This is a genomic window from Cypionkella sp. (genome assembly GCF_034376685.1).
GTDB lineage: Bacteria > Pseudomonadota > Alphaproteobacteria > Rhodobacterales > Rhodobacteraceae > Cypionkella.
The window spans coordinates 41,117-65,302 of sequence record NZ_JAXMJJ010000002.1 but is presented as its reverse complement, the minus strand read 5'-3'; the positions used below and the strand labels follow the sequence as shown (position 1 = coordinate 65,302).

Here is a 24,186-nt window from a genome sequence, read left to right as displayed (position 1 = left end):
GCGCATCACCAAGTCACCGATTTGGCGACCGAGAGTTTGTAGTTACGGCCAACGCCATTATCGAGCGCGAGGTTGTTGCGATAGGTCTTGTCGAACATGTTCTCGACGGCAAAGTCCACATCCAGCCCCTTCAAAGCACCCTCTTCCGGCGACCATTTTACGAACAGATCATGGGTGTCGTAATGCGGTGCCGAAGTGGTGGTCGACGAGGTGGTGATGTCGTCATAGTAATAGCCGGTCCAGCCGAAGCTGACGTGTTGCGCTGGCAGTTTAGCGCCGACGGTCAGGGCGACGTTCTCGGCTGGGGTGTCTGCCAGCGTCAGACCCGTGGAGCCGTCTTTGCTGCGCACTTGGCTGTAGGCAAGGCTGGCGAACCAGAATTCCGAATCGTAGCCCGCTTCCAGTTCAGCACCCCAAAGCTCGGCTTCAGCGATGTTCGAGAAGTATGGCACCGCTGGCCCGCCCACCTCGCGGGGCGTGACCGCAATCATGTTGGTCACGTCATTGTGGAACGCGGTGACTTTCAGTTGCAGGCTGTCGCCTTCCGAAAGCAGGTCGTCTTTTTGCACGGTGAAGCCCAACTCGATGCTGTCGGCTTCTTCTTTCTTCAGATCCGGGCTGATCAGCCGCTCTGGCAGGGTGGTCGCGCCTTCGCTGGAATAGCGTTCATCCAAGTTCGGCAGACGCTCGGTATGGGCGATGGAGCCGAACAGCGAGAAGCTGTCGTTCAGCTTGTACATCAGCGCCAGTTTCGGCGAGATTGCGGTGTCGCTGACGTCATCAGCCCCCAAGGCGCGCGGGCCTGCACCCGGCGTGACATCGCCAAAGTCGATGCGGATGCCGGGGATCAGGGTCAGACGTTCTTGATAGGTGAACTCACCCTGCGCATAGAGGCCGACTTTACGATCGGTGCCTTCCGGATGGAACAGATACGGACCGACGCTTGAGGTGGCGCTGCGCTCTTGCGACGAGAATTGCACGCCCGTGGTCAGGTAGTTCGTCCAAGCCCCGGTGCTGAGATCGGCGGTGTTTTCGACCTTCAGGGTGGTGGTGGCATAGCCAAATTCGCCATCACAGAGCACTTGGTTGCGACCCGGTGCGCAGGCCGCCCCCAGCGAGAAATTGCTCTTGTCGACATTGGTGTCAGTGTAGGACAGCTGCACCGTCAGATCGAGCAGCGGATTGGCGGAATAGGCGTTGTTCCACGTCAGCGACACGGTGTCGTCGATGGAATGAATATCGGCTGTGCCGAAAAACGCCGCCGCCGCGCCGCCCGTTTGAGCAACCAGCGCATCATCAAGATCGGTGTCGGTGCGCGACAGTGACAGCGTCAGGCTTTGATCGTCGTCCTGGCCCAGCGTCCACTTGCCTTTCAGCAAGCCAGACATGCTTTCATGCGCAGTCCCCGGCAGCACGTTGCCAGAGCCGTCTTTGATCTCGCCGCCGCTGGAATAGTTCAGCGAGCCCAAGTATTCGGCGTTGCCCTGCCGGGTGGCAAAGATCACGCCCAGCTTTTTGGCGTCACCGTTGCTGTTGTAGCCGGTTTTGAAGCGCAGGGTGGTGGTCTTGCCTTCCTCAATGAAATCAGCGGCATCCTTGGTGGTGAAGGCAATCGCCCCGCCAATCGCGCCCGCGCCATACAACGTCGACGAGGCTGGGCCGCGCAGCACTTCCACGCGCTTGAACAGCTCAAAATCCCCGAAGAACGAGCCGAGGCGATATTGCTCGAAGAATTTCGGCGCGCCATCGACCGTCACCGCGATGCGGGCCTCGGAGGCGGTTTGCTCGGTGTTGCCGATGCCGCGAATGTTGAAGGCTTGTCCCAAGGGCCGTGCCGAAGATCCGGTGGCCTGTGCGCCGGGAACCCCCTTCAGCACATCACCGATGGTGTTGGGCTGGGCGCGATCCAGATCGGCTTGTTCTTTCACCGTCACGGCCTGCGGCGTGTCGATGGCGACTTTCGCGGTGCCGGCCCCAAAGATGATGCGGCCCAGCATCTGAAACACCCCGTCATCCGTCTCTTGCGCGGCAACGGGCGCGGCAATCAGCGCAATCGCAAAGGTTGATAACAGCAGTTGACCGCGCAGGGCGGGGATGCGGCGAGGCAGCATTGGCTTTCCTTGTTAAGGGTCTGCGAATGGCTGGCCTTGCCGTCATCCGGGCAAGCTGGCGGGCAGAGATATATTCTGACTTGATCTGTCAAGAATAAGCTCATAGAAATCCCCACTATAACTGTCAAGTATATCTCTGAAGATATGTTCTGACCCTTGCGCTCCAGCCACGGCCGAATGGCCCGCCAGATCCGCGCCCCCTGTAAAACTTAGGATTCTGGCATGGCCCACACGCACACACCCGAACAGATTCGCGCCTTGCGCGCCGAAAGCCCCAAGGCCCGTGCCCGCGACTTTGCGGCGATGCAGGGAATCACCGAAGCTGATCTCGTCGCGGCCTATGTGGGTCACACCGCCACCGCGATTGAGGCGACGCCGGACGCCCTGTTTCCGTTGATCGGTGAGTTGGGCGATGTGATGGCGCTGACCCGCAACGAGTCCTGCGTGCACGAGCGGCGCGGGGTCTACAAGGATTTCCACTCTGGCCCGCATGCCGCGATGGTGCTGGGGTCCGAGATTGATATGCGGATGTTCCCCAGCCACTGGAAATTCGGCTTTGCGCTGGTTGAGGCGGGCGAAGATGGCCCCAAGCGCAGCATTCAGGTGTTCGATGCGGCGGGCGATGCGGTGCACAAGGTGCATCTGAAACCCGAATCCGATGTGGCGGCGTTTGACGCTTTGGTCGCCGCCCTGCGTTTGTCCGAGCAAGCTGATCATCTGAGCCTGATCGCCCGCGAACCTGTCGAGGGGCCAAAGGGTGACCCGGCGCGGGTGGCTGATCTGCGCACCGAGTGGAAGGCGATGACCGACACGCATCAGTTCCTGAAACTGACGCGGCGCTTGAAGTTTAACCGGTTGGGCGCGAACCGCATGGTTGGTGCACCCTATGCCGCCCCCGTTGCGCGCGATGCGATCACCCAAGTGCTGCATGCTGCCGCCGATCAGAAGATCCCGCTGATGATCTTTGTCGGCAATGCGGGCTGCATCCAGATCCACGGCGGGCCGATTGAAAAGGTCGTGCCGATGGGGCCGTGGATCAACGTAATGGACCCGCGCTTTAACCTGCATCTGCGGGCCGATCACATCGCGGAAGTCTGGCGCGTCACCAAGCCGACCCAGCGCGGCGATGCGATTTCGGTTGAGGCGTTCGATGCCGAGGGCGGGCTGATCCTGCAAATCTTCGGCTATCGCAAGGATGCGCCGCCGGTGGCCTGGGATGCTTTCGTCACCGCTCTGCCGGTGTTGGAAGCGGAGATGGCGTGATGCGGATGATGAATACTCTGCGGGTTGGTCTGCTGCTGGCTGCGTCGGCCGCGTTGATCACCCCAGCTGTGGCCGAGCAACCCAAGCGGATCGTGACGCTGGGTGGCTCGGTCACTGAAATTGCCGTGGCTCTGGGTGTGGGCGATCAGCTGGTGGCGCGGGATTCGACCTCGACCTATCCTGCCGCGATCACCGCTTTGCCCGATGTCGGCTATATCCGCGGGCTGTCGCCGGAAGGCGTGCTGTCTGTGGCCCCCGATCTGATCCTGGCCGAGGCTGATGCCGGTCCGCCCGCTGCGGTGGATGTGCTGACTGCGGCGGGCGTGCCGTTTTTGCGGATGCCGGGCGATCCGACGCCTGCGGGGGTGGTGGCCAAGATCAATGCGGTTGCCGCAGCCTTGGGGCGCGATGCCGAAGGCGCGGCACTGGCGGACAAGGTCACGGTCGGGTTGGCCGAGGCGGAAACCCGTGCTGCTGCCGTGACCGAGAAAAAGCGCGTGCTGTTCGTGCTGTCGTTGCAAGGCGGGCGGGTGATGGCAGGCGGTGCACATTCCTCGGCCGAAGGCATCATCGCCTTGGCGGGCGGCGTCAATGCCGCGACGGGCTTTGATGGCTACAAGCAGATGACGGATGAGGCCGTTCTTGCCGCTGCCCCCGATCTGATCCTGATGATGGACCGCGAGGGCGATCTGGCCATCGGCAACCCCGAGGTGCTGGCGCATCCGACGCTGTCGCAGACCCCGGCGGCGCAATCGGGTGCGATTGTGCGGATGGATGGCATGATGCTGTTGGGCTTCGGCCCCCGCACGCCCGACGCGGCAAAAGCGCTGTATGATGCGCTTTACCCGAAGGCGGGCTAAGATGCTGTCGCTCGCCTTGGGACGCAGCCGGATTGCCAGCGGTGAACGCGAGGCGCACGCCGTGCTGATGCTGCGCGGGCTGATCGTGCTGCTGCTGGTGGTGTCGGTGCTGTCCTTGGGCACCGGAGCGGCAGGATTGACGCTTGCCGATCTGTTCCGCGCGGCGATGAAGGGCGAGCTTTCGACCCGCGATCAGGTGATCCTGTGGAACATCCGTCTGCCGCGTCTGGCGATGGGCCTGCTGATTGGGGCGGCCTTGGCGGTGTCGGGGGCGCTAATGCAGGGGTTGTTTCGCAACCCGCTCGCCGATCCCGGCATTGTCGGGGTGGGCGCAGGCGCGGGGCTTGGCGCGGTGCTGGCCATCGTGCTGGGGGGGCTGTTGCCTGCGGGCATCGCTGTGCATTTCGGTGGCCAACTGGTGCCCGTGGCCGCGTTTATCGGCGGTTGGGGTGCGACCTTGCTGCTGTATCGTTTGGCCACGCGCGGCGGCCATACCTCGGTTGCCACCATGCTGCTGGCGGGGATCGCGCTGGGGGCTTTGGCCGGGGCGCTGACCGGGATTATGGTTTACCTCGCCGATGACAAACAACTGCGCGATCTGACGTTCTGGAGCATGGGGTCACTGGCAGGCGCGGGGTGGGGCAAACTTGCCACCGCTTTGCCGCTGATCCTGCCGGTGCTGGTGTTTTCGCCACTACTGGCACGCGGTCTGAACGCGCTGGCATTGGGCGAGGCGCAAGCGGCGCATCTGGGCATCGCGGTGGAGCGGCTGAAACAACTGATCATTCTGGCCGTGGCCGCAGCAACGGGGGCTGCTGTGGCTGTGGCAGGCGGCATCGGCTTTATCGGCATCGTCGTGCCGCATCTGCTGCGTATCGCGACTGGGCCGAACCACCGCTACCTGTTGCCGAATGCCGCCCTGCTGGGGGCAAGCCTGCTGGTCGGGGCCGATATGGTCGCGCGTACCATCGTCGCCCCGGCAGAGCTGCCGATTGGCATCGTGACTGCGGTGCTGGGCGCGCCGGTGTTCCTGTGGATTTTGATGCGGCGTCAGGGCCTGATGGGGATTTAACCGATGCTTCTGGTGGAAGATCTCTGCGTGGCCCTGAACCGCCGCCCGGTGCTACGGGGCATCAGCCTTTCAGCCCGCCCCGGCACGCTGACGGCGATTGTCGGCCCGAACGGTTCCGGCAAAACCACGCTGCTGCGCGCGATGACGGGCGAGGTGGCCTATCAGGGCAAGGTCACGCTGAACGGCCTTGATGTGGCGCGCGCAAAGGCGTGGCAACTGGCGGCGATCCGCGCGGTGATGGCGCAGGAAACTCAGCTGGCGTTCCCGTTCTCTGTGCTGGAAGTGATCCGGCTTGGCATGACCTCGGGCCAGAATGCCGAAGTTCGGGACTTGCCGCAGCGGGCATTGGCCGAGGTTGGTCTGACGCCGCACGCCTCCCGCAACTATCAGGATCTGTCGGGGGGCGAGCGGCAGCGCGTGCAACTCGCCCGTGCGCTGGTGCAGGTCTGGCATCCGGTGGCGGCAGGCGGCGCGCGCTGGTTGTTTCTGGACGAGCCTGTGGCCAGCCTTGATCTTGGCCATCAGTTGCAGGTGATGCGCTTGGCCCGTCGCTTTGCCGATGCGGGCGGCGGTGTGGTGGCGGTGATGCATGATCTGAACCTGTCAGCCATGTTTGCCGACCGGCTGGCGCTGTTAGCCGAAGGCGGCCTTGTGGCTGCTGGGGCACCCGAGACCGTGCTGACCGATGCCCTGCTATCAAGCGCTTACGGCTGTGCGATTCGCACAAACGCCTTGCCCAGCCAAGGCACCTGGCTGCTGCCGCAGGCTGTGGCGGGGTAAAACGCAGCTTCCGTGCATTTGTTAAAGGCAAGTAAAAGAATCGGGATTTACATTCCTGACTAATTTGATAAGTAAATGAAATCGCCATGCCACCCGCCTCTGGGAAGCCGGTCTTTCAGTGCCAACCCTACTTTCTGCGGAGCGCAACATGTACGAAACTCAAATCATGACCCCTCAGTTTCTGTCGTCTCAATCCGCCATCGAGCCCGTGCCCAATGATCGCATTCTGCGCTATGATGCCCGGACGCTGACCGGCGGGGCCGGAACAGCTTTGATCGAGTTGGACGGGCAGATTTATACCCTGCGGATCACCAAATCCGCCAAGCTGATCCTGACCAAGTAACGGCGTGATTTGCCGTGTTGCATCCTGCAATCTTGGGTTGTGGCGAAAAAGCCATGCTTCGGGTAATTTGTAACAAGGCGCGGAAAACCACGGTATTCTATGGTATATGAAGCTTATTACCTCCCTGTTGGACCTCACGCCCGGCCATCTCGGCTGGGCGACTTTTTTTGTGCCTGTGGTCCCTGGCTTTGCCCCCTTGAGAACCGTGGCATCGCAGCTTAGGCTCGCTGGGCTGTAGCAGGAGATTACGATGAGCTTCACCCTCGCCACCTGGAATATCAATTCTGTCCGCCTGCGCGAAGGGCTGGTGGCCAAGCTGATGGCAGATGAAGGCCCGGATGTGCTGTGCCTGCAAGAGTGCAAAAGCCCGGTGGATCTGATCCCGGTCGAGCAGTTTCGGGCCTTGGGCTATCACTACATGGTGGCGCGCGGGCAGAAGGGCTACAACGGCGTCGCGATCATCTCGAAACTGCCGATCGCGGATGCGGGCGACCGCGATTTCGCCACGTTGGGCCATGCCCGGCATGTGGCGGCGCGGTTGGAAAATGGTGTGGTCATTCACAATTGCTACGTTCCGGCGGGCGGCGATATCCCGGATCGGGCGTTGAACCTGAAGTTTGGCCAAAAGCTGGATTTTCTGACCGAGATGCGCGACTGGTTTCATGGCGAGAAGCCGTCAAAAGCCATTCTGGTTGGCGATCTGAATATCGCCCCGCGCGAGGATGATGTCTGGGATCACAAGGCCCTGCTGAAGATCGTCAGCCACACCCCGATTGAGGTCGAGCATTTTGGCGCGGTGATGGAAGCCGGCGGTTGGACGGATGTGACCCGCGCCGATATTCCGGCGGGCAAGCTGTACAGCTGGTGGAGCTACCGCTCTCCGGACTGGGACGCAGCTGACAAAGGGCGGCGGCTGGATCACATCTGGGCCACGGGCGATATTGCCAAATCCGCCCACAGCAGCCGGATCTTGCGCCCGGTGCGCGGGTGGTTGCAGCCGTCAGACCATGCCCCGGTGTTCGCGACGTTTGATCTGTAAGGCGACGATTTCCGCCTTAACGGCCCCGGCTCCAGCCTTGGCCACGCTTCAGACGCACAGCCACCGACACGGCGGCATAGGTCGCAAAGCCCACAGGATCACCCAGCGCAAGGCCGAGCAGGCGGGCCTTGCTGAGGCGCGCTTTGGCTTCACGCGCCAGAAGGCCGGGATACAGTCGGTCAATCTCGACCACCCCGGCATCCTGACGTCGCCGCACTTTTGTCAGCGCGGCAAAGCCTTCGATCATCGGCCAGTCATAAGGCGCGGGCACCTGCACCCGCTCATCCGGTTCAAATTGCAGCCGCACGAACGTGTCGTCCGAGATGATGCCGGGGAAGTCTCCCCACCGCGCGCGGCCTGCGGCATTGGTGGCGAACAACCCATAGCCGGGGGCGACACTTTGGGCGAAAGGCAAGCGCTGCCAGAACCGGGCATAGGCACGGGTGATCGCAGATTTGGCGCGGGGAATACGGGCGGTTCCGGTGGCATAGAGCGCGTGGTCCGGACTCAGGGCTGCGATCAGTTCGGCCATCAGATGCGGCGAGACGATCACATCCGCGTCCAGATAGACCCGCAGCGGTGCGCGCGCGCGGCGATCCCCCGCATTCAGCGCATTGGGTTTGCCGCCTTGCGCCAAATCCAGCACGGTCAACGCCCAACCCGCCGCTGCGGCCTGCGCACCAAACCCACGCGCCACCTCGGCTGTGGCATCACGGCAGCCATTCGCCACCACGACACATTCGCCGTCAACGGCCCCCGACGCAAACAGCGCGGTCAGGCATGCCCCGATATATCCCGCTTCGTTGCTGGCCGGAATGATCACGCTCAGCTGCGGGCTCAGCATGTGATGCAGCCCTTTGCCAGCGCGTCCCAACGCGGATTGCTGTCGCCCAAGTGCCGCAACGCCCCCCACGAGCCCCATTTGCCGGGGCGATAGACATCGACAAAAGCGTTGAATGGGGCCTCGGTGATCATCTGCCAGCCCGCGAGCAACTCGGCATACAGCGCACCCATCTCGGGGGTAAAGTTCAGATGGGTGAAAAACGCCGTCAGTTCTTCATCGTCGACCAGGCCGCCATAGCCCACGACATGGCTGCCACCTTCATACATCATCAGTGTCAGCCCCCGGTCGGCGGCGGTGGCGGCGTGATAGGGCAGGGTTTCTGCCAGCATTTGCGTCAGACTGTTGGCCGGATTGCCTGTCACCGAACCGTCGCGCAATTCCTGCCCTGCCAGCTTATCGGCCAGATCGTAGCGATGCGCGGCGAAATAGGCGTCGGCATCTGCCGCACTCAGCCCCTGCGCTGCGGCGTCTTTGCGCGCAGCGTCGGCAGATTGTTTCAGCCAGCCCTTCACGGTGGTATATTTCTGATCCCCGCCGAGTTCCGCGCTGAAATATCCTGTCACCGCATAGGCATCGAAGCTTGTGGCTGGCGCGGGCAGCCCTTCGGCCACCACCAGCGGCGCATCCAGAATCTGCTCTTCCAGCCCCAGCCAGCCGGTTTGCACCGCGACAATCCGGGTCAGGCGCGCAGGGGCATCCTTGAACACCTCCGACCAGATCGCCATCACCTGCGCCGCCCGCAGCCCATAAAACTGCACCCAAGTCCTGTCCTGCCCCCAGCGCGCAATGCTCTGCTCTTCCGCCCAGCGGGCTTGGGCGAATTGCCAGTTCCAGACCTCATTCGAGTATTCAACCTGCGCCTTCAGCGTCGGGTTCAACTGGTCATAGGCGATCTGCGCATAGAGCCGCACCAGATCGTCATGCGCCAGATGCGGCAGGGTAAACCACGGATCGGCCTTCAGTTCATTCGCCAGTGCCACCATCACCTCGATCGGCACACCGTTGCGGGCATAGGAGTAATCCTCGGGCATCGGGCGGTCTTTCACCTCGGCCAAGGTGGAATCATTCGTCATCATCCAATCCATGAACCGCAGGCCGCGCGCGCCGCGTATCCGCGCCAGCCAATCGGGGTTGAAGATCGCGCCATCGGCCAGCATTTGCGCCCGAGCCGCACGCACCACCACGATGTCACGGATCGGATCGGCGGCATCCAGCGCCAGCAGACTGACCGATACCAGCCCTTCCCCCGGTGTATAGTCGAACACCACGCGACCGGGTGCTTCTTCCACCACCTTCACGCGGCCTTCAACTTTCAGCGTGCCGTTGCCCTGATAGGTCAGCAGATAGCGCCCCGCGACGCCTGCCGCATCGGCGGGCAGATCGGTTAGGATCAGCGCCGAGATTTTCGTCAGTTCCGGCGGAATTCTCACAGGCCAACCGTTCTGCCCCAAAGCCCCGGCTTTCGCCAGATCGGCTTCGGTCCAGCCGCCGAACTGATCGGGCAAATGGCCAATCCAAGGCCGCGCGGTTTTCATCACATTCAAAAACGGCTGCTGCACCGTCCAGTCATTCACCCCCGCCAATCCCAAAGCCAGATGCGTATTGGTGATGGGTTTGAAGGCGGGGAAAGGAGGATCTTGCGGGCTTGCCACCGACGCCGCTTCCGCTTCCGGCGCAGGCGCAGGCATCACAGCAGGTGCAATCCGCGCCGCGATCTCGCCCGGAATGTAAGCGTCCAACGCCTGCCACGCGATGCGCTGAAACGCTGCCGCCTGATCCTGCGTGATCACCGCATCGCGTGAGGTCCAGGCGCGGGTGACTTTCGCCGGCACGCCTTCCGGGCTTTTGCCCATGATCGCCGCCGCCTGCACCATGGCGACAAAATACAAACCTTTGCCACTTAGGTGAATGTCATCGCTGAACATCTCTTTGATGTCCGAAATCCCCGGCACCCGGCCTGCCTTGATCTCATCGGCCAGATGCCCCATCGCCTGACCCACCGGCAGAAGTTTGATTTCATGCCCTGCCTTGGCCGAGGCATCGGCCACCACGCCCTCCCACAGGGGCAAATCCAGCGCGAGGCGCTCGCGCCACGGGATGCCCGCATCCGGGTCGTCCTTGGTGATATTGCCGGGACCGGAGTTCAGGCTGGGCCATGTTTCATAGACATAGAGCCGGGTATGCGGATTGGCCTCCAGCGCCAGCCCTGCGAACTTTGCCACATAGCCCGAGGTGTCGTTATACTGGATCTGGCCCTTGAGTGGCTGCGCCTCGGTCATGATCAGCACGTCTGCGGGCTGCGCTTTCAACCGCGCCTTGGCATCGACACCTTCGGCATTCACCGAGTTGTCCCAGTTATAGGCCAGCGACGATCCGTTGATGATCTGCGCCTGCACCACCGAGGGCTGACCCATCTCGCGCAGGGTCGCATCCAGCACGGTCGGCAGCGTCGGGCCGACCAGAGAATGACCGATGAACAGCACATCGGTCAGCAGGGATAACAGGGACATTACGCGCCTCTTCCAACGGGTTGGCTTGAAGATAGCCGGAATAGAGCCGCCTCGCCACTGGCCAGCGCGGCTGGCTTTGGGCAAATTTCGCCGCAGGTCACGCGCCCCCCTGTTTCTTGCCCCCTGATCTGGTATTCAGCCCGGCAACAGATGGCAGCGCAGGGGATTGGCATGACGCATCTTTGGGTCCGGGCAGAACAACGCCCGAATGAGGAACGCGTTGGCCTGACGCCGGAAGGTGCCGCGGCGTTGATCAAGGCTGGCATCCGGGTGACGGTGGAAGAAAGCTCTGTCCGCGCGATTGGCATTGACGGCTACAAGGCGGCGGGATGCGAGATTGCTGCCGAAAACCTGTGGCCGCAGGCCCCTGCCGATGCGATCATCTTCGGGCTTAAGGAATTGCCCGAGGATGGCACACCCCTAAGCCACCGTCACATCATGTTTGGCCATGCCTATAAGGGCCAGCCAGCGGGGCAGGTGCTGTTGAAACGCTTCAAGGCGGGCGGCGGCACGCTGTATGATCTGGAATATCTGGTGAATGAAGACGGTCGCCGGGTGGCGGCCTTTGGCTACTGGGCAGGCTATGCGGGCGCTGCGGTGTCGCTGAGATGCTGGGCCGCGCAGCAACGCGGTGGCATTGCAGGTCCGGTCGCGAAATATCCCGGCAAGGCGGCGCTGCTGGCGGATCTTGAGGCGGAACTGGCGGGTTTCAACCGCCCGCGCGCCATCGTGATCGGCGCGCTGGGCCGGGTTGGCACCGGGGCGTCTGATCTGTGTGCGGCGTTGGGGGTGGCGGTGACGCAATGGGATCAGGCCGAAACGGCCAGCGGTGGGCCGTTCCCGGAAGTGTTGCAGCATGAGATTTTCCTGAACTGCATCCTCGCCCGCCCCGGCTGCCCGGTGTTCGTGCCCGCTTCCGCGAAGACCGATGCACGCAAACTGACGGTGATTGGCGATATTGCCTGCGATCCGACCTCTGATTTCTCACCGATCAAGGTCTATGACCGGGTGACCGAATGGGACGCACCGGCGTTGCGGGTAGCGGAAAACCCGGTGCTGGATGTCACCGCGATTGACAACCTGCCGTCACTGTTGCCGGTGGAAAGCAGCGAAGATTATGCGGCGCAGTTGTTGGCCTCATTGGCGACATTGGGCGATCTGAATTCTGGGGTTTGGGGCCGTGCGGCGGCGGAATATGCCCGCCACAGCGCTGGCCTGTAAGGGAGAATGACTATGACGATTCATTGGTGCGGCACGGGCTTGTCCTCGGCTCCGGGTCTGCGGCGGCTGATTGAGAACGGCCACAAGGTTGTGGTGTGGAACCGCACGGTGGAAAAGGCACAGGAAGCGGTGGGCGATCTGACCACTGACATTCGGGCCTATACGCTGGAGGCTTTGGCCGAGGCCTTGCAACCCGGTGACATCGCGATCTCGATGCTGCCCGCCGATCAGCATGTGGCGATTGCCAAGACCTGTCTGGATAAGGCCGCGCATTTCGTGTCGTCGTCGTATATCGCCCCCGAGATGAAGGCTTTGGACGAAGACTTCCGCACCAAGGGTCTGGTTTGTGTCAACGAGGTGGGTCTGGACCCCGGCATCGACCATCTGATGGCGCATGATCTGGTGGCGCGCTACCGTGCGTCGAAGGCCTATCATGGTGATAACGTGCTGTCTTTCACCAGCTATTGCGGCGGGGTGCCAAAGATCCCGAACCCGTTCCGCTATAAGTTCAGCTGGGCGCCCTTGGGTGTGCTGAAAGCCCTGCGCTCGCCGTCGCGCAGCTTGCGGAATTTCTCGGAACTGCGGGTCAACCGCCCGTGGGATGCGATCACCCGCTATGACGCGCCGCTGCCGCAGCCGGAAAGCTTTGAGGTTTACCCCAACCGCGACAGCTATCCGTTCATGGAGGATTACCGCTTTGACCCCGACTGGAAGGTGAAAGACTTCGTGCGCGGCACCATTCGGCTGAACGGCTGGCAAGACGCCTGGACCCCGGTGTTCCGCGAGATCGAAACGCTGGAAGGCCCGTCGGGCGATGCGCGGCTGGCCGAGATGGCGGCGCAGTTTGTCACCGAGAATTCCTATGCGCCCGGAGAGCCGGATCGGGTCATCCTGTTCGTGTCCTTGAAAGCCGAGCGCGATGGCCGCCCGGTGTTCCATGAGACCTGGGCGATGGATGCTTGGGGCGATGCGCGGGGCTCTGCGATGGCGCGTCTGGTGTCGACTCCGGTGTCTTTCGCGGTGGAATCGGTGCTGAAGCGCGAGATCGCGGTAGGCGTGCATGGTGCGCCGCATGATCCGAAACTGCTGGACAGCTGGCTGGGTCAGGTGCGCGGCTTGGCGCAGTATATGGAGCGGGTGCAGCACTGACCTGATCGGCGGTGCCGCCTTGGCCCCCATCGAGGGGGCACGCGGCGGCTTTGGCGCGTGCTGCAAGGCCGGGTGTGATGCCCGGCCTTTGCATTGGCGGCGTTTGGCGGATTTGAGTATTTGCCAAAGAGCAATCGCTGGCGGCGGGTGACAGGGCGGGGCCTTGGCGCTATGCTGCCGGGCAACGATCCGCAGAAAAGCGGGCTGGCAGTTACAGGAACACGATGACACGCACCCCCGGCAGGGCAAGCCTTGGCAATCGGCTGGCGATGTGGCGCGCGCGGCGGGCGCGGGCCGCGACTGGCTTTGTCTCGCAGCCCGAGCCGCGCTCGGTGGGGCTTTATGCGCGTGGGCGGCAGCTGGTGGCGGGGAATTTCCAGTTTGCGGGCCAGCTGGTGGAAGCCCCGGCGGTGGCGATCTGGGATGTGGCATTCGATGATCCCGGTGCCGCCGCCGAAACTCAGGGGTTTCTTTGGCTGGATGATCTAGCGGCCTTGGGCGATTACGCCGCCCGCACCCGCGCGCAGGACTGGACCTGGGGTTGGATCGCGCGCTTTGGCGCCGGGCAGGGGCCGGGCTGGTCCCCCGATCTGACCGGGCGCAGGCTGATCCGCTGGATCAACCACGCGCTGTTGCTGTTGCAAGGCCGCGACCGCGCGCAATCGGATGCCTATTACCGCAGCTTGTCGGCGCAGGTGGTGTTTCTGTCGCGGCGCTGGGCGCATGCTGCCCCCGGCCTGCCGCGGTTTGAGGCGCTGACCGGCCTGATCTATGCAGGCCTTGCGCTGACCGGGATGCAGGCGCGGATAGAGCCTGCGGTGGCGGCGCTGGCGGTGGAATGCGGGCGCGAGATTGACGCGATGGGCGGCATCCCCACCCGCAACCCGGAGGAATTGCTGGAGGTGTTCACCCTGCTGACATGGGCCGAGCAGGCCCTGTCCGAAGCAGGCCATACCCCGCCCGCCACTCTTGTCGCCGCATTGGAGCGCATCGCCCCGACCCTGCGCGCGCTGCGCCATGCGGATGGCGGCCTTGCGCGGTTTCACGGCGGTGGGCGCGGGATGGAGGGGCGCTTGGATCTTGCGCTTGCCGCAACCGGGGTGAAGCCCGCCTCGAACGTCGGGCTTGGTCTTGCGATGGGGTTTGCCCGACTGGCCGAAGCGCGCACCACGGTGATCATTGATGCCGCCCGTCCGCCCGGTGGTGCTGCTGGCGGTTGGGCGCATGCCTCGACCGCTGCATTCGAGCTGACCTCGGGGCGGCGTCCGGTGATCGTCAACTGCGGCTCGGGCGCGCCGTTTGGGGCAGAGTGGCGGCAGGTGGGGCGGGCGACGGCCTCGCATGCCACGCTGGCGGTGGATGGGTTTTCCTCCAGCCGCTTGAAATCGGGGCCAAGGCTGGCGTTCGGGCAGGATGCTTTGGTGGACCGTGCGCAGGTGACCTCGCTGCGGCAGGGCCAACAGCCCGACGGCCTGCATCTGTATATGGCGCATTCGGGTTGGTCTGCGACGCATGGCCTGAGCCATGCGCGGGAATTGCTGTTGACCAAGAATGGCCGCAAGCTCTCGGGTCTTGATACGCTGATGTCGCGCAGCCAGGCCGAGCGCGCCCGGTTTGAGCGGCTGATGAACGAGGCGCAGTTGCAGGGTGTGGGCTTTACCGTGCGATTCCATCTGCACCCCGATGTCGATGCGGCACTGGATATGGGCGGGGCCGCGGTTTCCCTTGCCTTGAAAAGCGGCGAAATCTGGGTGTTTCAGCATGATGGCGCAGCAACGCTGTCCCTTGAAGCTTCGGTTTTTCTGGAAAAAGGCAGGCTGAAACCGCGCCCGACGCGGCAGATTGTCCTTTCGGCCCGCGCCGTCGATCTTGAGACGCAGATCGGCTGGACCTTGGCGAAAGCACAGGATACTCCGCTGGCCATCCGTGATCTGGACCGCGACGAGATGCCGGTTCCGATCTGATCTTAAGGGGCTGACATGACCAATCTTGTTCCCATCGGCCGCGCGCTGATTTCTGTCTCCGATAAATCCGGCCTGCTGGACTTGGCGAGGGCCTTGGCCGCGCAGGGGGTGGAGCTGATTTCCACCGGCGGCACCTCTGGCATGCTGCGCACCGCAGGGCTTAAGGTGCGCGATGTGTCTGATGTGACCGGATTTCCTGAGATGATGGATGGTCGCGTCAAGACTCTGCACCCGAATGTGCATGGTGCTCTATTGGCGCTGAGGGATGATGACGAGCATCTGCTGGCAATGGCCGCGCACGGGATCGAGCCGATTGATCTGTTGATCGTCAATCTCTACCCGTTTGAGGAAACCGTCGCCAAAGGCGCCGACTATGACACCTGCATTGAGAACATCGACATCGGCGGCCCTGCGATGATTCGGGCGGCGTCGAAGAACCACCGCTTTGTGACGGTTGTCACCGATCCTGCCGATTATGCCGGATTGATCGACCAGATGAAGGCGCATGATGGCGCGACCACTCTGGCTTTCCGCCAAAAGCTGGCGCTTGCTGCTTATTCCCGCACGGCCGCCTATGATACCGCCGTTTCGGGCTGGCTGTCGGGGCAGTTGAACCAGCCCTTCACCCGGTCGAAATCCTTCGGCGGTGTGCTGGCGCAGGGTCTGCGCTATGGCGAGAACCCGCATCAGGCGGCGGCGTTCTATACCGATGGCTCAAAGCGCGAAGGCGTGGCCACCGCAAAGCAGTGGCAGGGCAAGGAACTGTCCTACAACAACATCAATGACACCGATGCGGCGTTTGAACTGGTGGCGGAATTTGCCGGTGCGGGCCCGGCCTGTGCGATCATCAAGCATGCCAACCCCTGTGGGGTCGGCAAGGCCGCGACGCTGAAAGAGGCCTACTTGCGCGCCTATGCCTGCGACCAGACCTCGGCTTTCGGCGGTATCGTTGCGCTGAACCAGCCGCTGGATGCCGAAACTGCGGAAGAGATCGTCAAGATCTTCACCGAAGTGGTGATTGCGCCGGGGGCCAGCGATGAGGCGAAAGCGATCTTCGCGGCCAAGAAAAACCTGCGCCTGCTGACCACCAAGGGCCTGCCCGACCCTGCCGAAAAATCGCTCTCCTTCAAGCAAGTCGCGGGCGGTTTCCTTGTGCAGGACCGAGACACCGACTCGATCACCGCAGCTGATCTGAAAGTGGTGACAAAGCGCGCACCGACGGATGCCGAGCTTGCCGATCTGATGTTTGCGTGGAAAGTTGCCAAGCATGTGAAATCGAACGCCATCGTCTATGTGAAAGATGGCGCGACGGTAGGTGTGGGGGCAGGGCAGATGAGCCGGATCGATTCGACACGCATCGCCGCGCGCAAGGCGGGCGATATGGCCGATGTTCTGCAGCTGCCGCAAAGCCCGACGATTGGCTCGGTGGTGGCCTCGGATGCGTTCTTCCCCTTCGCCGATGGTCTGCTGGCTGCGGCAGAAGCCGGGGCGACGGCGATCATCCAACCCGGTGGCTCGATGCGCGATGACGAGGTGATTGCGGCGGCTGATGCGGCGGGCCTTGCGATGGTGTTCACCGATCAACGGCATTTCCGGCACTAGGATGCGCGCGCTTTCCATCACCGCTGTCATCGTCTTTCTGCTGGATCAGTTGAGCAAACTGGGTGTCATTCGCTTGCTTTCTCTGCCCGAGCGCGGAGAAATCGACGTGGTTGACCCGTTTATCAACTTTCGCTGGGCAGAAAACCGCGGCGTCAACTTCGGGCTGTTTGCCAACAACGGCGAGCTGATGCGGTGGGTGCTGATTGCCGTGGCCGTCGCCATTTCGGCATGGGTGCTGATCTGGCTGAAGCGCGAACGTCCGGGCAAATGGTCGATGATCGCGGGCGGTCTTTTGATCGGCGGCGCTTTGGGCAATGTGGTGGATCGCATCGCTTATGGCTATGTCGCGGATTTCCTGACCATGTCGTGCTGCGGCTTCGAGAATCCCTATTCTTTCAACATCGCAGACATCGCAATTTTTGCCGGAGCGATCGGTTTGGTGCTGTTTGGCGGCAAATCAGGCAAGTCTCCGCCGCCGAAGCGTCGAAAGACCCCGTGACGCGGGCGGGATCATAGGCTAAGACGACTTTGTAAAGGCTTGGTGGAGGCTTGAATATGCGATCAGCACGGGTGGTTCTCGCAATCGCGGGCGCAGCGTTGTTGGCGCTGTCGGCCTGTGGCGGCGGCAAAGCGCCAGAGCTGATGAATCTGCGCTCGGACAGCAATGGGCCGGATGAATTTGCAATCCTGCCGCCGAAAGCCTTGGAAATGCCGCCCTCGCTGGCCGATCTGCCCGCGCCGACACCCGGCGGGGCCAATTTGACGGATCCGCAACCCTTCGCCGACGCGATCACCGCTTTGGGCGGCAATCCCCCGGCAAGCAGCGGGGTAAGCGACGCAGGGCTTTATAACTATGCCACCCGCAATGGCGTAGCGCCCGGTATCCGCGCAACTTTGGCCGCCGAAGATCTGGAATTCCGCAGCAAGAACAGGGGCCGCCCGCTAGAGCGTCTGTTCAACCAGAATGTCTATTACAAGGCCTACGCGCGCATGTCGCTGGATCAGCAGGCTGAATTGCTGCGCTGGCGCAGGGCTGGAGCACGCACACCTTCGGCCCCGCCGGCCAAACCTGGCGAGAAGTGATCACAAGCCCGTTGCCCCGGGTTTCCGTGGCGGGCCATTGCGGATAGCGTGCGCCCTGTAATTCACGGAGGACCGCGATGTTTCGCACGCTTGGCCGCACTTTGTTCGGCCTTCTCGCCCTGTCAGTGCCTGTTCTGGCTTTACCTGCAAGTGCCGATACCGTCAGCAGCTTCACTCTGGATAACGGGTTGCAAGTGGTGGTGATCGAAGATCACCGCGCCCCTGTGGTCACCCAAATGGTCTGGTACAAGATCGGTCGCGCGGATGAGGTGGCAGGCCATTCCGGCATCGCGCATTTCTTTGAGCATCTGATGTTCAAGGGCACCGCCAAGGTGCCGTCAGGCGAATTTTCAGCGACGGTCGAAAACCAGGGCGGCGATGACAACGCCTTCACATCGCAGGATTATACCGCCTATTTCCAGCGCGTTGCCGCAGATCGGCTTGATCTGATGATGCAGATGGAATCCGACAGGATGGTCAATCTGAACATGTCAGAAGAAGACGTGGACACCGAGCGTCAGGTGGTTCTTGAAGAGCGCGGCCAACGCACCGATTCCGATCCCGGCAGCCTGCTGCAAGAGCAGATGTCGGCGGCACAATTTCTCAACCACCCTTACGGCACGCCGGTGATCGGTTGGCGCGCCGAAATCGCAGGGCTGACCCGCGAAGACGCGATCAATTTTTACCGCGCCTATTACGCGCCGAACAACGCCATTCTGATCGTGGCAGGCGATGTAAAGCCGCAAGACGTGCTTGCACTGGCGCAGAAACATTATGGCCCGCTGCCGCCCTCGGATAAAATCAAGCCACGCGAACGCCCGCAAGAACCGCCGCAACTGGCCGAACGCCGCCTGGTGCTGGCGGATGAGCGTGTGGCCCAACCCTATGTCGCCCGCAGCTATCTCGCGCCTGAGCGCAACACCGGTGATCAGAAACAAGCCGCCGCTTTGGCCGTGCTGGCCGATCTTCTGGGCGGCTCTGGCACCACCTCGGTGCTGACCAAAGCCTTGCAGTTTGACAGCCAAATGGCGGTCTATTCGTCGGCGTTTTACGATGGCACTGCGGTTGATCCGCAGAGCTTTGGCTTGATCGTCGTTCCCGCCGAAGGCGTGTCCTTGGCCGATGCCGAGGCCGCGATGGACAAGGCGATTGCCCAATTTCTGAAAGACGGCGTGAACCCCGAAGATTTCGCCCGGATCAAAACCCAGATCCGCGCCGGACAGATCTATGCCCGCGACAATGCAGGCGGTTTGGCGCGGATGTATGGTGAGGCGCTGGCCGTCGGGCTTTCCGTCAAAGACGTGCAGGAGTGGCCCGATGTGCTGCAAGCAGTCACCCCCGAAGAGGTGATGGCAGCCGCCAAGCTTGTCTTCAACCGCGATCAGGCCGTGACGGGTTGGTTGACCACCAAGGAGGCCGCAGAATGATCCGTGCTATCAATCCCCGCATGATCTGGCGCGCCGCCGCCGTGTTGTTGGCCTTGGCCTCGCCGCTTCATGCTGAAATCAACATTCAGCCCGTCACCTCGCCGGGTGGCATCAAGGCGTGGCTGGTCGAAGATCACGGCATCCCCTTCACGGCGCTGGAAATCCGCTTCAAGGGCGGCACCTCATTGGATGCGCCCGAGACCCGTGGCGCGGTCAATCTGATGACGGCGCTGATCGAGGAAGGCGCAGGCGCGTTGGACAGCCAAGGCTTTGCCGCCGCCCGTGATGGCCTTGCCGCCAGCTTCCAGTTCCGCAGCGATCAGGATGGCATTTCGGTTTCAAGCCATTTCCTGACCGAGAATCGGGCTCAGGCCGTGGCCCTGCTGCGCTCGGCGCTGACCAAGCCGCGCTTTGATCAGGTTGCCGTCGACCGTGTCCGCGAACAGGTTCTGTCGGGTCTGCGCTCTGACGCCAAAGATCCCGGTGCCATTGCCGCAAACCTGCAACGCGCCCGCAGCTTTGGCGACCATCCTTACGGATCGGATGGCTCGGGCACGATCAAAAGCGTCACCGCCCTCAGTCGCGATGACATCGAACTGGCGTTCCACGAGGCCATCGCGCGGGATCGCGTCACGGTGGCCGCAGCTGGCGACATTACCGCGACAGAGTTGGGTGAACTTCTCGACACCCTGCTTGGCGATCTGCCCGCCCAAGGCGCACCGCAGCCGCCAGATGCCACTTTGCAGACCAAAGGCGGCATCACCGTGCAGGAATTCCCCGGCCCGCAGTCGATGGTGATCTTCGGCCAAGGGGGATTGAAATTCTCTGACCCCGATTATTTCGCCGCCAGCCTGCTGAACGAAATCCTCGGCGGCGGTCGGTTTTCTGCCCGTCTGATGACAGAAGTGCGCGAAAAGCGCGGCCTGACCTATAGCATCGGCACAAGCCTCGCAGCCTATGATCATGCCGAGGTGTTGATGGGCCAATTTCAGGCCAGCAATGACAAGGTGGCCGAGGCGATCAAGGTGATCCGCGACGAATGGGCGAAAGTGGCTAAGGATGGCGTGACGGAAGACGAACTCGCCAACGCCAAAACCTACATGACCGGGGCCTATCCGCTGCGGTTTGACGGCAATGACACCATCGCCTCGATTTTGGTGGGCATGCAGGATCTGGGCCTGCCGCCCGATTATCCGAAAACCCGCAATGCCCGCGTCGAAGCCGTCACGCTGGAAGATATCAAGCGCGTCGCCGCCCGCCTGATCCAACCCGATGATCTGCATTTCATCGTGGTGGGCCAACCCACAGGCGTTGCGAACGAATAGCGAATCTGTGGAGCTTTGCGCCACACAATGCTAGAACTGGGGGCATGACGCTGCATGCCCCCAACATACGCCCCATCATCAAGCCGCTGGACGAAGCCGCCATCAACCGCATTGCAGCGGGGGAAGTGGTCGAACGCCCGGCCTCTGCCGTCAAAGAACTGGTCGAAAACGCTTTAGACGCAGGGGCAAAGCGCATCGCGGTGGACTATTCCGCAGGCGGCAAAGTGCTGATCCGCGTCACCGATGATGGCTGCGGCATGACGCCCGACGACCTCCCCCTCGCCGTTGCCCGCCACGCCACCTCAAAAATCGACGGCTCTGACCTGCTGAATATCCGCTCTTTCGGCTTTCGCGGCGAGGCCCTTGCCTCGCTCGGCTCCGTCGGCCGTCTCACCCTCACCTCCCGTGCCGAGGGTCATGACGGCGCAAGCCTGACCGTCGCTGGCGGTCGCATGGGCCCGGTCCGCCCGGCCGCCGCCACCCGTGGCACTGTCATCGAACTACGCGACCTGTTCTACGCCACCCCCGCCCGCCTGAAATTCCTGCGCACCGACCGCAGCGAATCCCAAGCTATCGCCGAGGTGATCAAACGTCTCGCCATGGCCGAACCGCAGGTTGGCTTCACCCTGACGGAAATCACCGAAGGCGATGCCCCGCGCACGATCTTCCGCGCCGACCCCCAAACCGGCGATTTCTTCGATGCCCTGCACAGCCGCCTCGCCCATGTCCTGGGGCGCGATTTCATCGACAATGCCCTGAAAATCGACGTGGATCGCGACGGCCTGCGCCTCACCGGCTACGCGGCCCTGCCAACCTATTCGCGCGGCTCTTCCGTGCAGCAATTCGTCTGCGTCAATGGCCGCCCGGTGCTGGACCGCAATCTGCTTGGCGCGCTGCGCGTCGCCTACTACGACTTCCTCAGCCGAGACCGTCACCCGGCGGCCGTGCTGAACCTGATCTGCGACCCCGAGCGCGTTGACGTCAACGTCCACCCTGCCAAATCCGAAGTTCGCTTCCGCGAACCCGAAGCCGCTCGCAGTCTGATCATCACCGGTCTGCGCACCGTCCTTAGCCAAGCAGGCCACCGCGCCAGCACCACCGTCGCCGATGCCACCTTGGCTGCGATGCGCCCGGAAGCCCAGCCACACTACCCCCGCATCTACCAGATGGACCGCCCCAGCCAAGCCAGCCTTGGCCGCGCCTACGCCTACCAAGCCCCAGAACCGCAAAGCTTTGAGGCTCCGGGTTTCGCCGAAGCCCCCTCCGCCCGCATCGAACCCGTCCTGCAAGACCTCACCGACACCCCGCTCGGGGCCGCCCGTGCGCAGGTGCATGAGAATTACATCATCGCCCAAACCGCCACTGGCATGGTGATCGTCGATCAACACGCCGCCCACGAACGGCTTGTCTATGAACGGCTCAAGCGCCAGATGGCCGAGACGGGTATCAAAGCCCAAGCCCTGCTGATCCCTGAAATCGTTGAACTTTCCCCCAGCGACGCCACCCGCCTGCTGGATGTCGCGGCAGACCTTACCGCGCTTGGCCTCACCATTGAACCCTTCGGCGGCCATGCCATCGCCGTCCGCGAAACCCCGGCGATCCTCGGCAATGTCTCGGCAGCGGCCCTGCTCCGCGACGTACTCGATGAACTCACCGACCTTGGCCAAAGCCAATCGCTGCAAACCAAAATGGAGGCGATTCTGTCACGTATGGCCTGCCACGGCTCGATCCGTTCCGGCCGCCAAATGCGCGCCGAAGAAATGAACGCCCTGCTGCGCGAGATGGAGGCGACGCCGCATTCCGGCCAATGCAACCATGGCCGCCCCACCTATGTGGAGCTGAAACTTCACGACATCGAAAGGCTTTTCGGGCGCAGATGATCACATTATTCGGCCAAACCTACGCGTGGAACGCCCCTGAAGTCTTGCTGATCGGAGGGGCGGTTCTGGCGCTTGGCCTCCTCCTGATCCTGATCCTGCGCGCTGCTGGCCGGTCTGCGACGATGGCCGCCCCTTTGATGCGCGAAATGGGTTGGCTCGGCCAACGCGTGCAAGCCTTGGGCGAGGGGCAAGAACGCCTTGCGGGAGGCTTGCATCACGTTTCGGAAAACCAAGCCGTCAGCCAAACCGCCATGTTGCAGCTGATGGAAAAGCGCCTCGCCGAAGTGCAGCGTGCGATGGGGGAAAGCCTGCACGGCACCGCCACCCGCACCGCGCACAGCTTGGGCGAGTTGCAACAGCGCCTGCTGACCATCGACAAAGCGCAGGCCAATATCGAAAAGCTGTCTGGCAACGTGCTGAACCTGCAAGACATTCTCGCCAACAAGCAAGCGCGCGGGGCTTTTGGTGAAATACAACTGAACGACATTGTGCAAAAAGCCTTGCCGTCCGACGCCTACACGATGCAGGCGACGCTATCCAACGGCAAGCGCGCCGATTGCCTGATCCACCTGCCCAATCCACCCGGCCCGATCGTGATCGACGCGAAATTCCCGCTAGAGGCCTACGAGGTGCTGCGCCGCGCTGACAATCCCCGCGCCGTGACCGAAGCCCAAGCGCAACTGCGAAGCGCGGTGCGGGTGCATATCAAGGCGATCTCAGAAAAATACATCCTCGACGGCGAAACCGCCGACGGCGCGCTGATGTTCCTGCCCTCGGAAGCCGTCTATGCCGAGTTGCACGCCAACTTCCCCGAAGTGGTGCGCGATGGCTTTACCGCCCGGGTCTGGATCGTCTCGCCCACCACCTGCATGGCGACGCTGAACACCATGCGCGCGGTGCTGAAAGATGCGCGGATGCGCGAGCAGGCGGGCGCGATCCGCACCACATTGCGGCAGTTACACCGCGATGTTGAAATCGTGGTTGAACGGGTCGAAAAGCTGTCCACGCATTTTCATCAGGCCCGCGCCGATCTGGATGGCATCACCACCGCCGCGGAACGTGCAGGCAAACGCGCGGCGCGGTTGGATAATTTCGATTTCGAAGAATTGGAGCGCACCGAGCCGACCCCGATCCTCGCAGCGCCCACCACACCGACGCGAGCCGCAGAATGATCCGCCATCTGACCCCCGCCGATTACAAATCCATGCCTTGGGCCAATGGCAAAGGCACCACGGTTGAGATGTTGAAGGTCGAAGAAGGCGGCCAACTGCTCTGGCGGCTGTCGCGCGCCTCTGTGGTCGAGAACGGTGATTTCTCGCTATTTCCGGGCATCGAACGCAACCTGACCGTGATCACCGGCCCCGGCTTTGACCTGATGGGCGCTGGCCTGCATTTGAACGCCAAGCCATTGATCCCGGTGGCCTTTGCGGGCGACACCCCGATCCGCGCCGCAGCCGTCACCGCCCCCAGCGACGATTTCAACGTGATGACCGCCCGCCATCTGCCACGCCCTGACGTGGCCGTGATCACAGGCGCGGCGCAGTTGCGCGGTGGCGATATGCTGGCAGTCTTTGCCCTCGCACCCAGCACGGTGAACGGCAGCGCGATAAGCAGATTCGACCTTATCCTGACCGACGAACCCGCATCGCTCAGCGGCCAGATGATCGCCGTCAGACTATATCGGTAGGGTGGGTGCAACCCACCGCTGACAAC

General features: G+C 62.7%; 20 protein-coding genes. 17 read left to right on the top strand and 3 right to left on the bottom strand.

The genetic code is table 11. The annotated features are described in order from the left end of the window. Positions 1–5 precede the first annotated feature (5 nt). The gene (locus tag U1A24_RS00365; RefSeq protein ID WP_322320006.1) at positions 6–2,111 is read right to left on the bottom strand and encodes a TonB-dependent receptor domain-containing protein; all 2,106 of its coding nucleotides are present in this window, start codon (positions 2,109–2,111) and stop codon (positions 6–8) included. Between the two features lie 222 nt (positions 2,112–2,333). Here U1A24_RS00365 and U1A24_RS00360 point away from each other — a divergent pair, with 222 nt between their 5' ends. The 6 genes from U1A24_RS00360 (at position 2,334) to U1A24_RS00335 (ending at position 7,468) form a co-directional block, all read left to right on the top strand. Beyond that, entirely contained in the window at positions 2,334–3,374 is a 1,041-nt protein-coding gene (locus tag U1A24_RS00360) for a hemin-degrading factor (RefSeq protein WP_322320005.1), read from the top strand. Next, positions 3,374–4,234, top strand: a complete 861-nt coding sequence (locus tag U1A24_RS00355; protein ID WP_322320004.1) for a heme/hemin ABC transporter substrate-binding protein — start codon at positions 3,374–3,376, stop codon at positions 4,232–4,234. Before U1A24_RS00360 ends, U1A24_RS00355 begins: the two co-directional genes overlap by 1 nt. A gap of 1 nt (position 4,235) precedes the next feature. Continuing rightward, entirely contained in the window at positions 4,236–5,306 is a 1,071-nt protein-coding gene (locus U1A24_RS00350) for a FecCD family ABC transporter permease (RefSeq protein ID WP_416173436.1), read from the top strand. A 3-nt stretch (positions 5,307–5,309) separates the two neighbouring features. Beyond that, on the top strand, positions 5,310–6,086 hold the full coding sequence (locus U1A24_RS00345) for a heme ABC transporter ATP-binding protein (RefSeq protein WP_322320003.1): 777 nt from the start codon (positions 5,310–5,312) through the stop codon (positions 6,084–6,086). A gap of 166 nt (positions 6,087–6,252) precedes the next feature. Next, positions 6,253–6,429: a hemin uptake protein HemP gene (gene hemP / locus U1A24_RS00340; RefSeq protein WP_322320002.1), complete on the top strand. Its 177-nt coding sequence runs from the start codon at positions 6,253–6,255 to the stop codon at positions 6,427–6,429. A gap of 250 nt (positions 6,430–6,679) precedes the next feature. Next, entirely contained in the window at positions 6,680–7,468 is a 789-nt protein-coding gene (locus U1A24_RS00335) for an exodeoxyribonuclease III (protein WP_322320001.1), read from the top strand. Positions 7,469–7,484: 16 nt separating this feature from the next. On the opposite strand, the gene U1A24_RS00330 is transcribed toward U1A24_RS00335, so the two are convergent. Further along, entirely contained in the window at positions 7,485–8,312 is an 828-nt protein-coding gene (locus U1A24_RS00330) for a glycosyltransferase family 2 protein (protein WP_322320000.1), read from the bottom strand. Next, positions 8,306–10,822, bottom strand: coding sequence for a hypothetical protein (locus U1A24_RS00325; protein WP_322319999.1), 2,517 nt, complete (start codon positions 10,820–10,822; stop codon positions 8,306–8,308). Before U1A24_RS00325 ends, U1A24_RS00330 begins: the two co-directional genes overlap by 7 nt. Before the next feature lie 171 nt (positions 10,823–10,993). Here U1A24_RS00325 and U1A24_RS00320 point away from each other — a divergent pair, with 171 nt between their 5' ends. The 11 genes from U1A24_RS00320 (at position 10,994) to U1A24_RS00270 (ending at position 24,160) form a co-directional block, all read left to right on the top strand. Continuing rightward, complete coding sequence (locus tag U1A24_RS00320) at positions 10,994–12,043, top strand: saccharopine dehydrogenase (protein WP_322319998.1); 1,050 nt, start codon at positions 10,994–10,996, stop codon at positions 12,041–12,043. A 12-nt stretch (positions 12,044–12,055) separates the two neighbouring features. After that, on the top strand, positions 12,056–13,192 hold the full coding sequence (locus U1A24_RS00315) for a saccharopine dehydrogenase family protein (protein ID WP_322319997.1): 1,137 nt from the start codon (positions 12,056–12,058) through the stop codon (positions 13,190–13,192). A gap of 224 nt (positions 13,193–13,416) precedes the next feature. Then, positions 13,417–15,156 carry a heparinase II/III family protein gene (locus tag U1A24_RS00310; protein ID WP_322319996.1) on the top strand — a complete coding sequence of 580 codons (1,740 nt, stop codon included), beginning with the start codon at positions 13,417–13,419 and terminating at the stop codon, positions 15,154–15,156. Positions 15,157–15,171: 15 nt separating this feature from the next. After that, entirely contained in the window at positions 15,172–16,758 is a 1,587-nt protein-coding gene (gene purH / locus U1A24_RS00305) for a bifunctional phosphoribosylaminoimidazolecarboxamide formyltransferase/IMP cyclohydrolase (protein ID WP_322319995.1), read from the top strand. 1 nt (position 16,759) lies between these two features. Continuing rightward, positions 16,760–17,257 carry a signal peptidase II gene (lspA, locus tag U1A24_RS00300; RefSeq protein WP_322319994.1) on the top strand — a complete coding sequence of 166 codons (498 nt, stop codon included), beginning with the start codon at positions 16,760–16,762 and terminating at the stop codon, positions 17,255–17,257. Between the two features lie 56 nt (positions 17,258–17,313). Next, complete coding sequence (locus U1A24_RS00295; RefSeq protein WP_322319993.1) at positions 17,314–17,841, top strand: DUF3035 domain-containing protein; 528 nt, start codon at positions 17,314–17,316, stop codon at positions 17,839–17,841. A gap of 77 nt (positions 17,842–17,918) precedes the next feature. Beyond that, positions 17,919–19,268 (top strand): pitrilysin family protein, encoded by a 1,350-nt coding sequence (locus U1A24_RS00290; protein WP_322319992.1) that lies wholly within the window; start codon positions 17,919–17,921, stop codon positions 19,266–19,268. A 20-nt stretch (positions 19,269–19,288) separates the two neighbouring features. Continuing rightward, a complete protein-coding gene (locus U1A24_RS00285) occupies positions 19,289–20,593 on the top strand; it encodes a pitrilysin family protein (protein ID WP_322320143.1) in 1,305 nt (434 codons plus the stop codon). A gap of 44 nt (positions 20,594–20,637) precedes the next feature. Beyond that, positions 20,638–22,473, top strand: a complete 1,836-nt coding sequence (gene mutL / locus U1A24_RS00280) for a DNA mismatch repair endonuclease MutL (RefSeq protein WP_322319991.1) — start codon at positions 20,638–20,640, stop codon at positions 22,471–22,473. Beyond that, entirely contained in the window at positions 22,470–23,645 is a 1,176-nt protein-coding gene (locus U1A24_RS00275; protein ID WP_322319990.1) for a DNA recombination protein RmuC, read from the top strand. The genes mutL and U1A24_RS00275 overlap by 4 nt, the downstream gene beginning before the upstream one ends. Further along, on the top strand, positions 23,642–24,160 hold the full coding sequence (locus U1A24_RS00270) for a HutD family protein (protein WP_322319989.1): 519 nt from the start codon (positions 23,642–23,644) through the stop codon (positions 24,158–24,160). Before U1A24_RS00275 ends, U1A24_RS00270 begins: the two co-directional genes overlap by 4 nt. Positions 24,161–24,186 lie beyond the last annotated feature (26 nt).

Coding starts and splice junctions, on each gene's coding strand:
- U1A24_RS00365 (WP_322320006.1), bottom strand. CDS start 2,111: ATGCTGCCTCGCCGCATCCCCGCCCTGCGCGGTCAACTGCTGTTATCA.
- U1A24_RS00360 (WP_322320005.1), top strand. CDS start 2,334: ATGGCCCACACGCACACACCCGAACAGATTCGCGCCTTGCGCGCCGAA.
- U1A24_RS00355 (WP_322320004.1), top strand. CDS start 3,374: ATGCGGATGATGAATACTCTGCGGGTTGGTCTGCTGCTGGCTGCGTCG.
- U1A24_RS00350 (WP_416173436.1), top strand. CDS start 4,236: ATGCTGTCGCTCGCCTTGGGACGCAGCCGGATTGCCAGCGGTGAACGC.
- U1A24_RS00345 (WP_322320003.1), top strand. CDS start 5,310: ATGCTTCTGGTGGAAGATCTCTGCGTGGCCCTGAACCGCCGCCCGGTG.
- hemP (WP_322320002.1), top strand. CDS start 6,253: ATGACCCCTCAGTTTCTGTCGTCTCAATCCGCCATCGAGCCCGTGCCC.
- U1A24_RS00335 (WP_322320001.1), top strand. CDS start 6,680: ATGAGCTTCACCCTCGCCACCTGGAATATCAATTCTGTCCGCCTGCGC.
- U1A24_RS00330 (WP_322320000.1), bottom strand. CDS start 8,312: ATGCTGAGCCCGCAGCTGAGCGTGATCATTCCGGCCAGCAACGAAGCG.
- U1A24_RS00325 (WP_322319999.1), bottom strand. CDS start 10,822: ATGTCCCTGTTATCCCTGCTGACCGATGTGCTGTTCATCGGTCATTCT.
- U1A24_RS00320 (WP_322319998.1), top strand. CDS start 10,994: ATGACGCATCTTTGGGTCCGGGCAGAACAACGCCCGAATGAGGAACGC.
- U1A24_RS00315 (WP_322319997.1), top strand. CDS start 12,056: ATGACGATTCATTGGTGCGGCACGGGCTTGTCCTCGGCTCCGGGTCTG.
- U1A24_RS00310 (WP_322319996.1), top strand. CDS start 13,417: ATGACACGCACCCCCGGCAGGGCAAGCCTTGGCAATCGGCTGGCGATG.
- purH (WP_322319995.1), top strand. CDS start 15,172: ATGACCAATCTTGTTCCCATCGGCCGCGCGCTGATTTCTGTCTCCGAT.
- lspA (WP_322319994.1), top strand. CDS start 16,760: ATGCGCGCGCTTTCCATCACCGCTGTCATCGTCTTTCTGCTGGATCAG.
- U1A24_RS00295 (WP_322319993.1), top strand. CDS start 17,314: ATGCGATCAGCACGGGTGGTTCTCGCAATCGCGGGCGCAGCGTTGTTG.
- U1A24_RS00290 (WP_322319992.1), top strand. CDS start 17,919: ATGTTTCGCACGCTTGGCCGCACTTTGTTCGGCCTTCTCGCCCTGTCA.
- U1A24_RS00285 (WP_322320143.1), top strand. CDS start 19,289: ATGATCTGGCGCGCCGCCGCCGTGTTGTTGGCCTTGGCCTCGCCGCTT.
- mutL (WP_322319991.1), top strand. CDS start 20,638: ATGACGCTGCATGCCCCCAACATACGCCCCATCATCAAGCCGCTGGAC.
- U1A24_RS00275 (WP_322319990.1), top strand. CDS start 22,470: ATGATCACATTATTCGGCCAAACCTACGCGTGGAACGCCCCTGAAGTC.
- U1A24_RS00270 (WP_322319989.1), top strand. CDS start 23,642: ATGATCCGCCATCTGACCCCCGCCGATTACAAATCCATGCCTTGGGCC.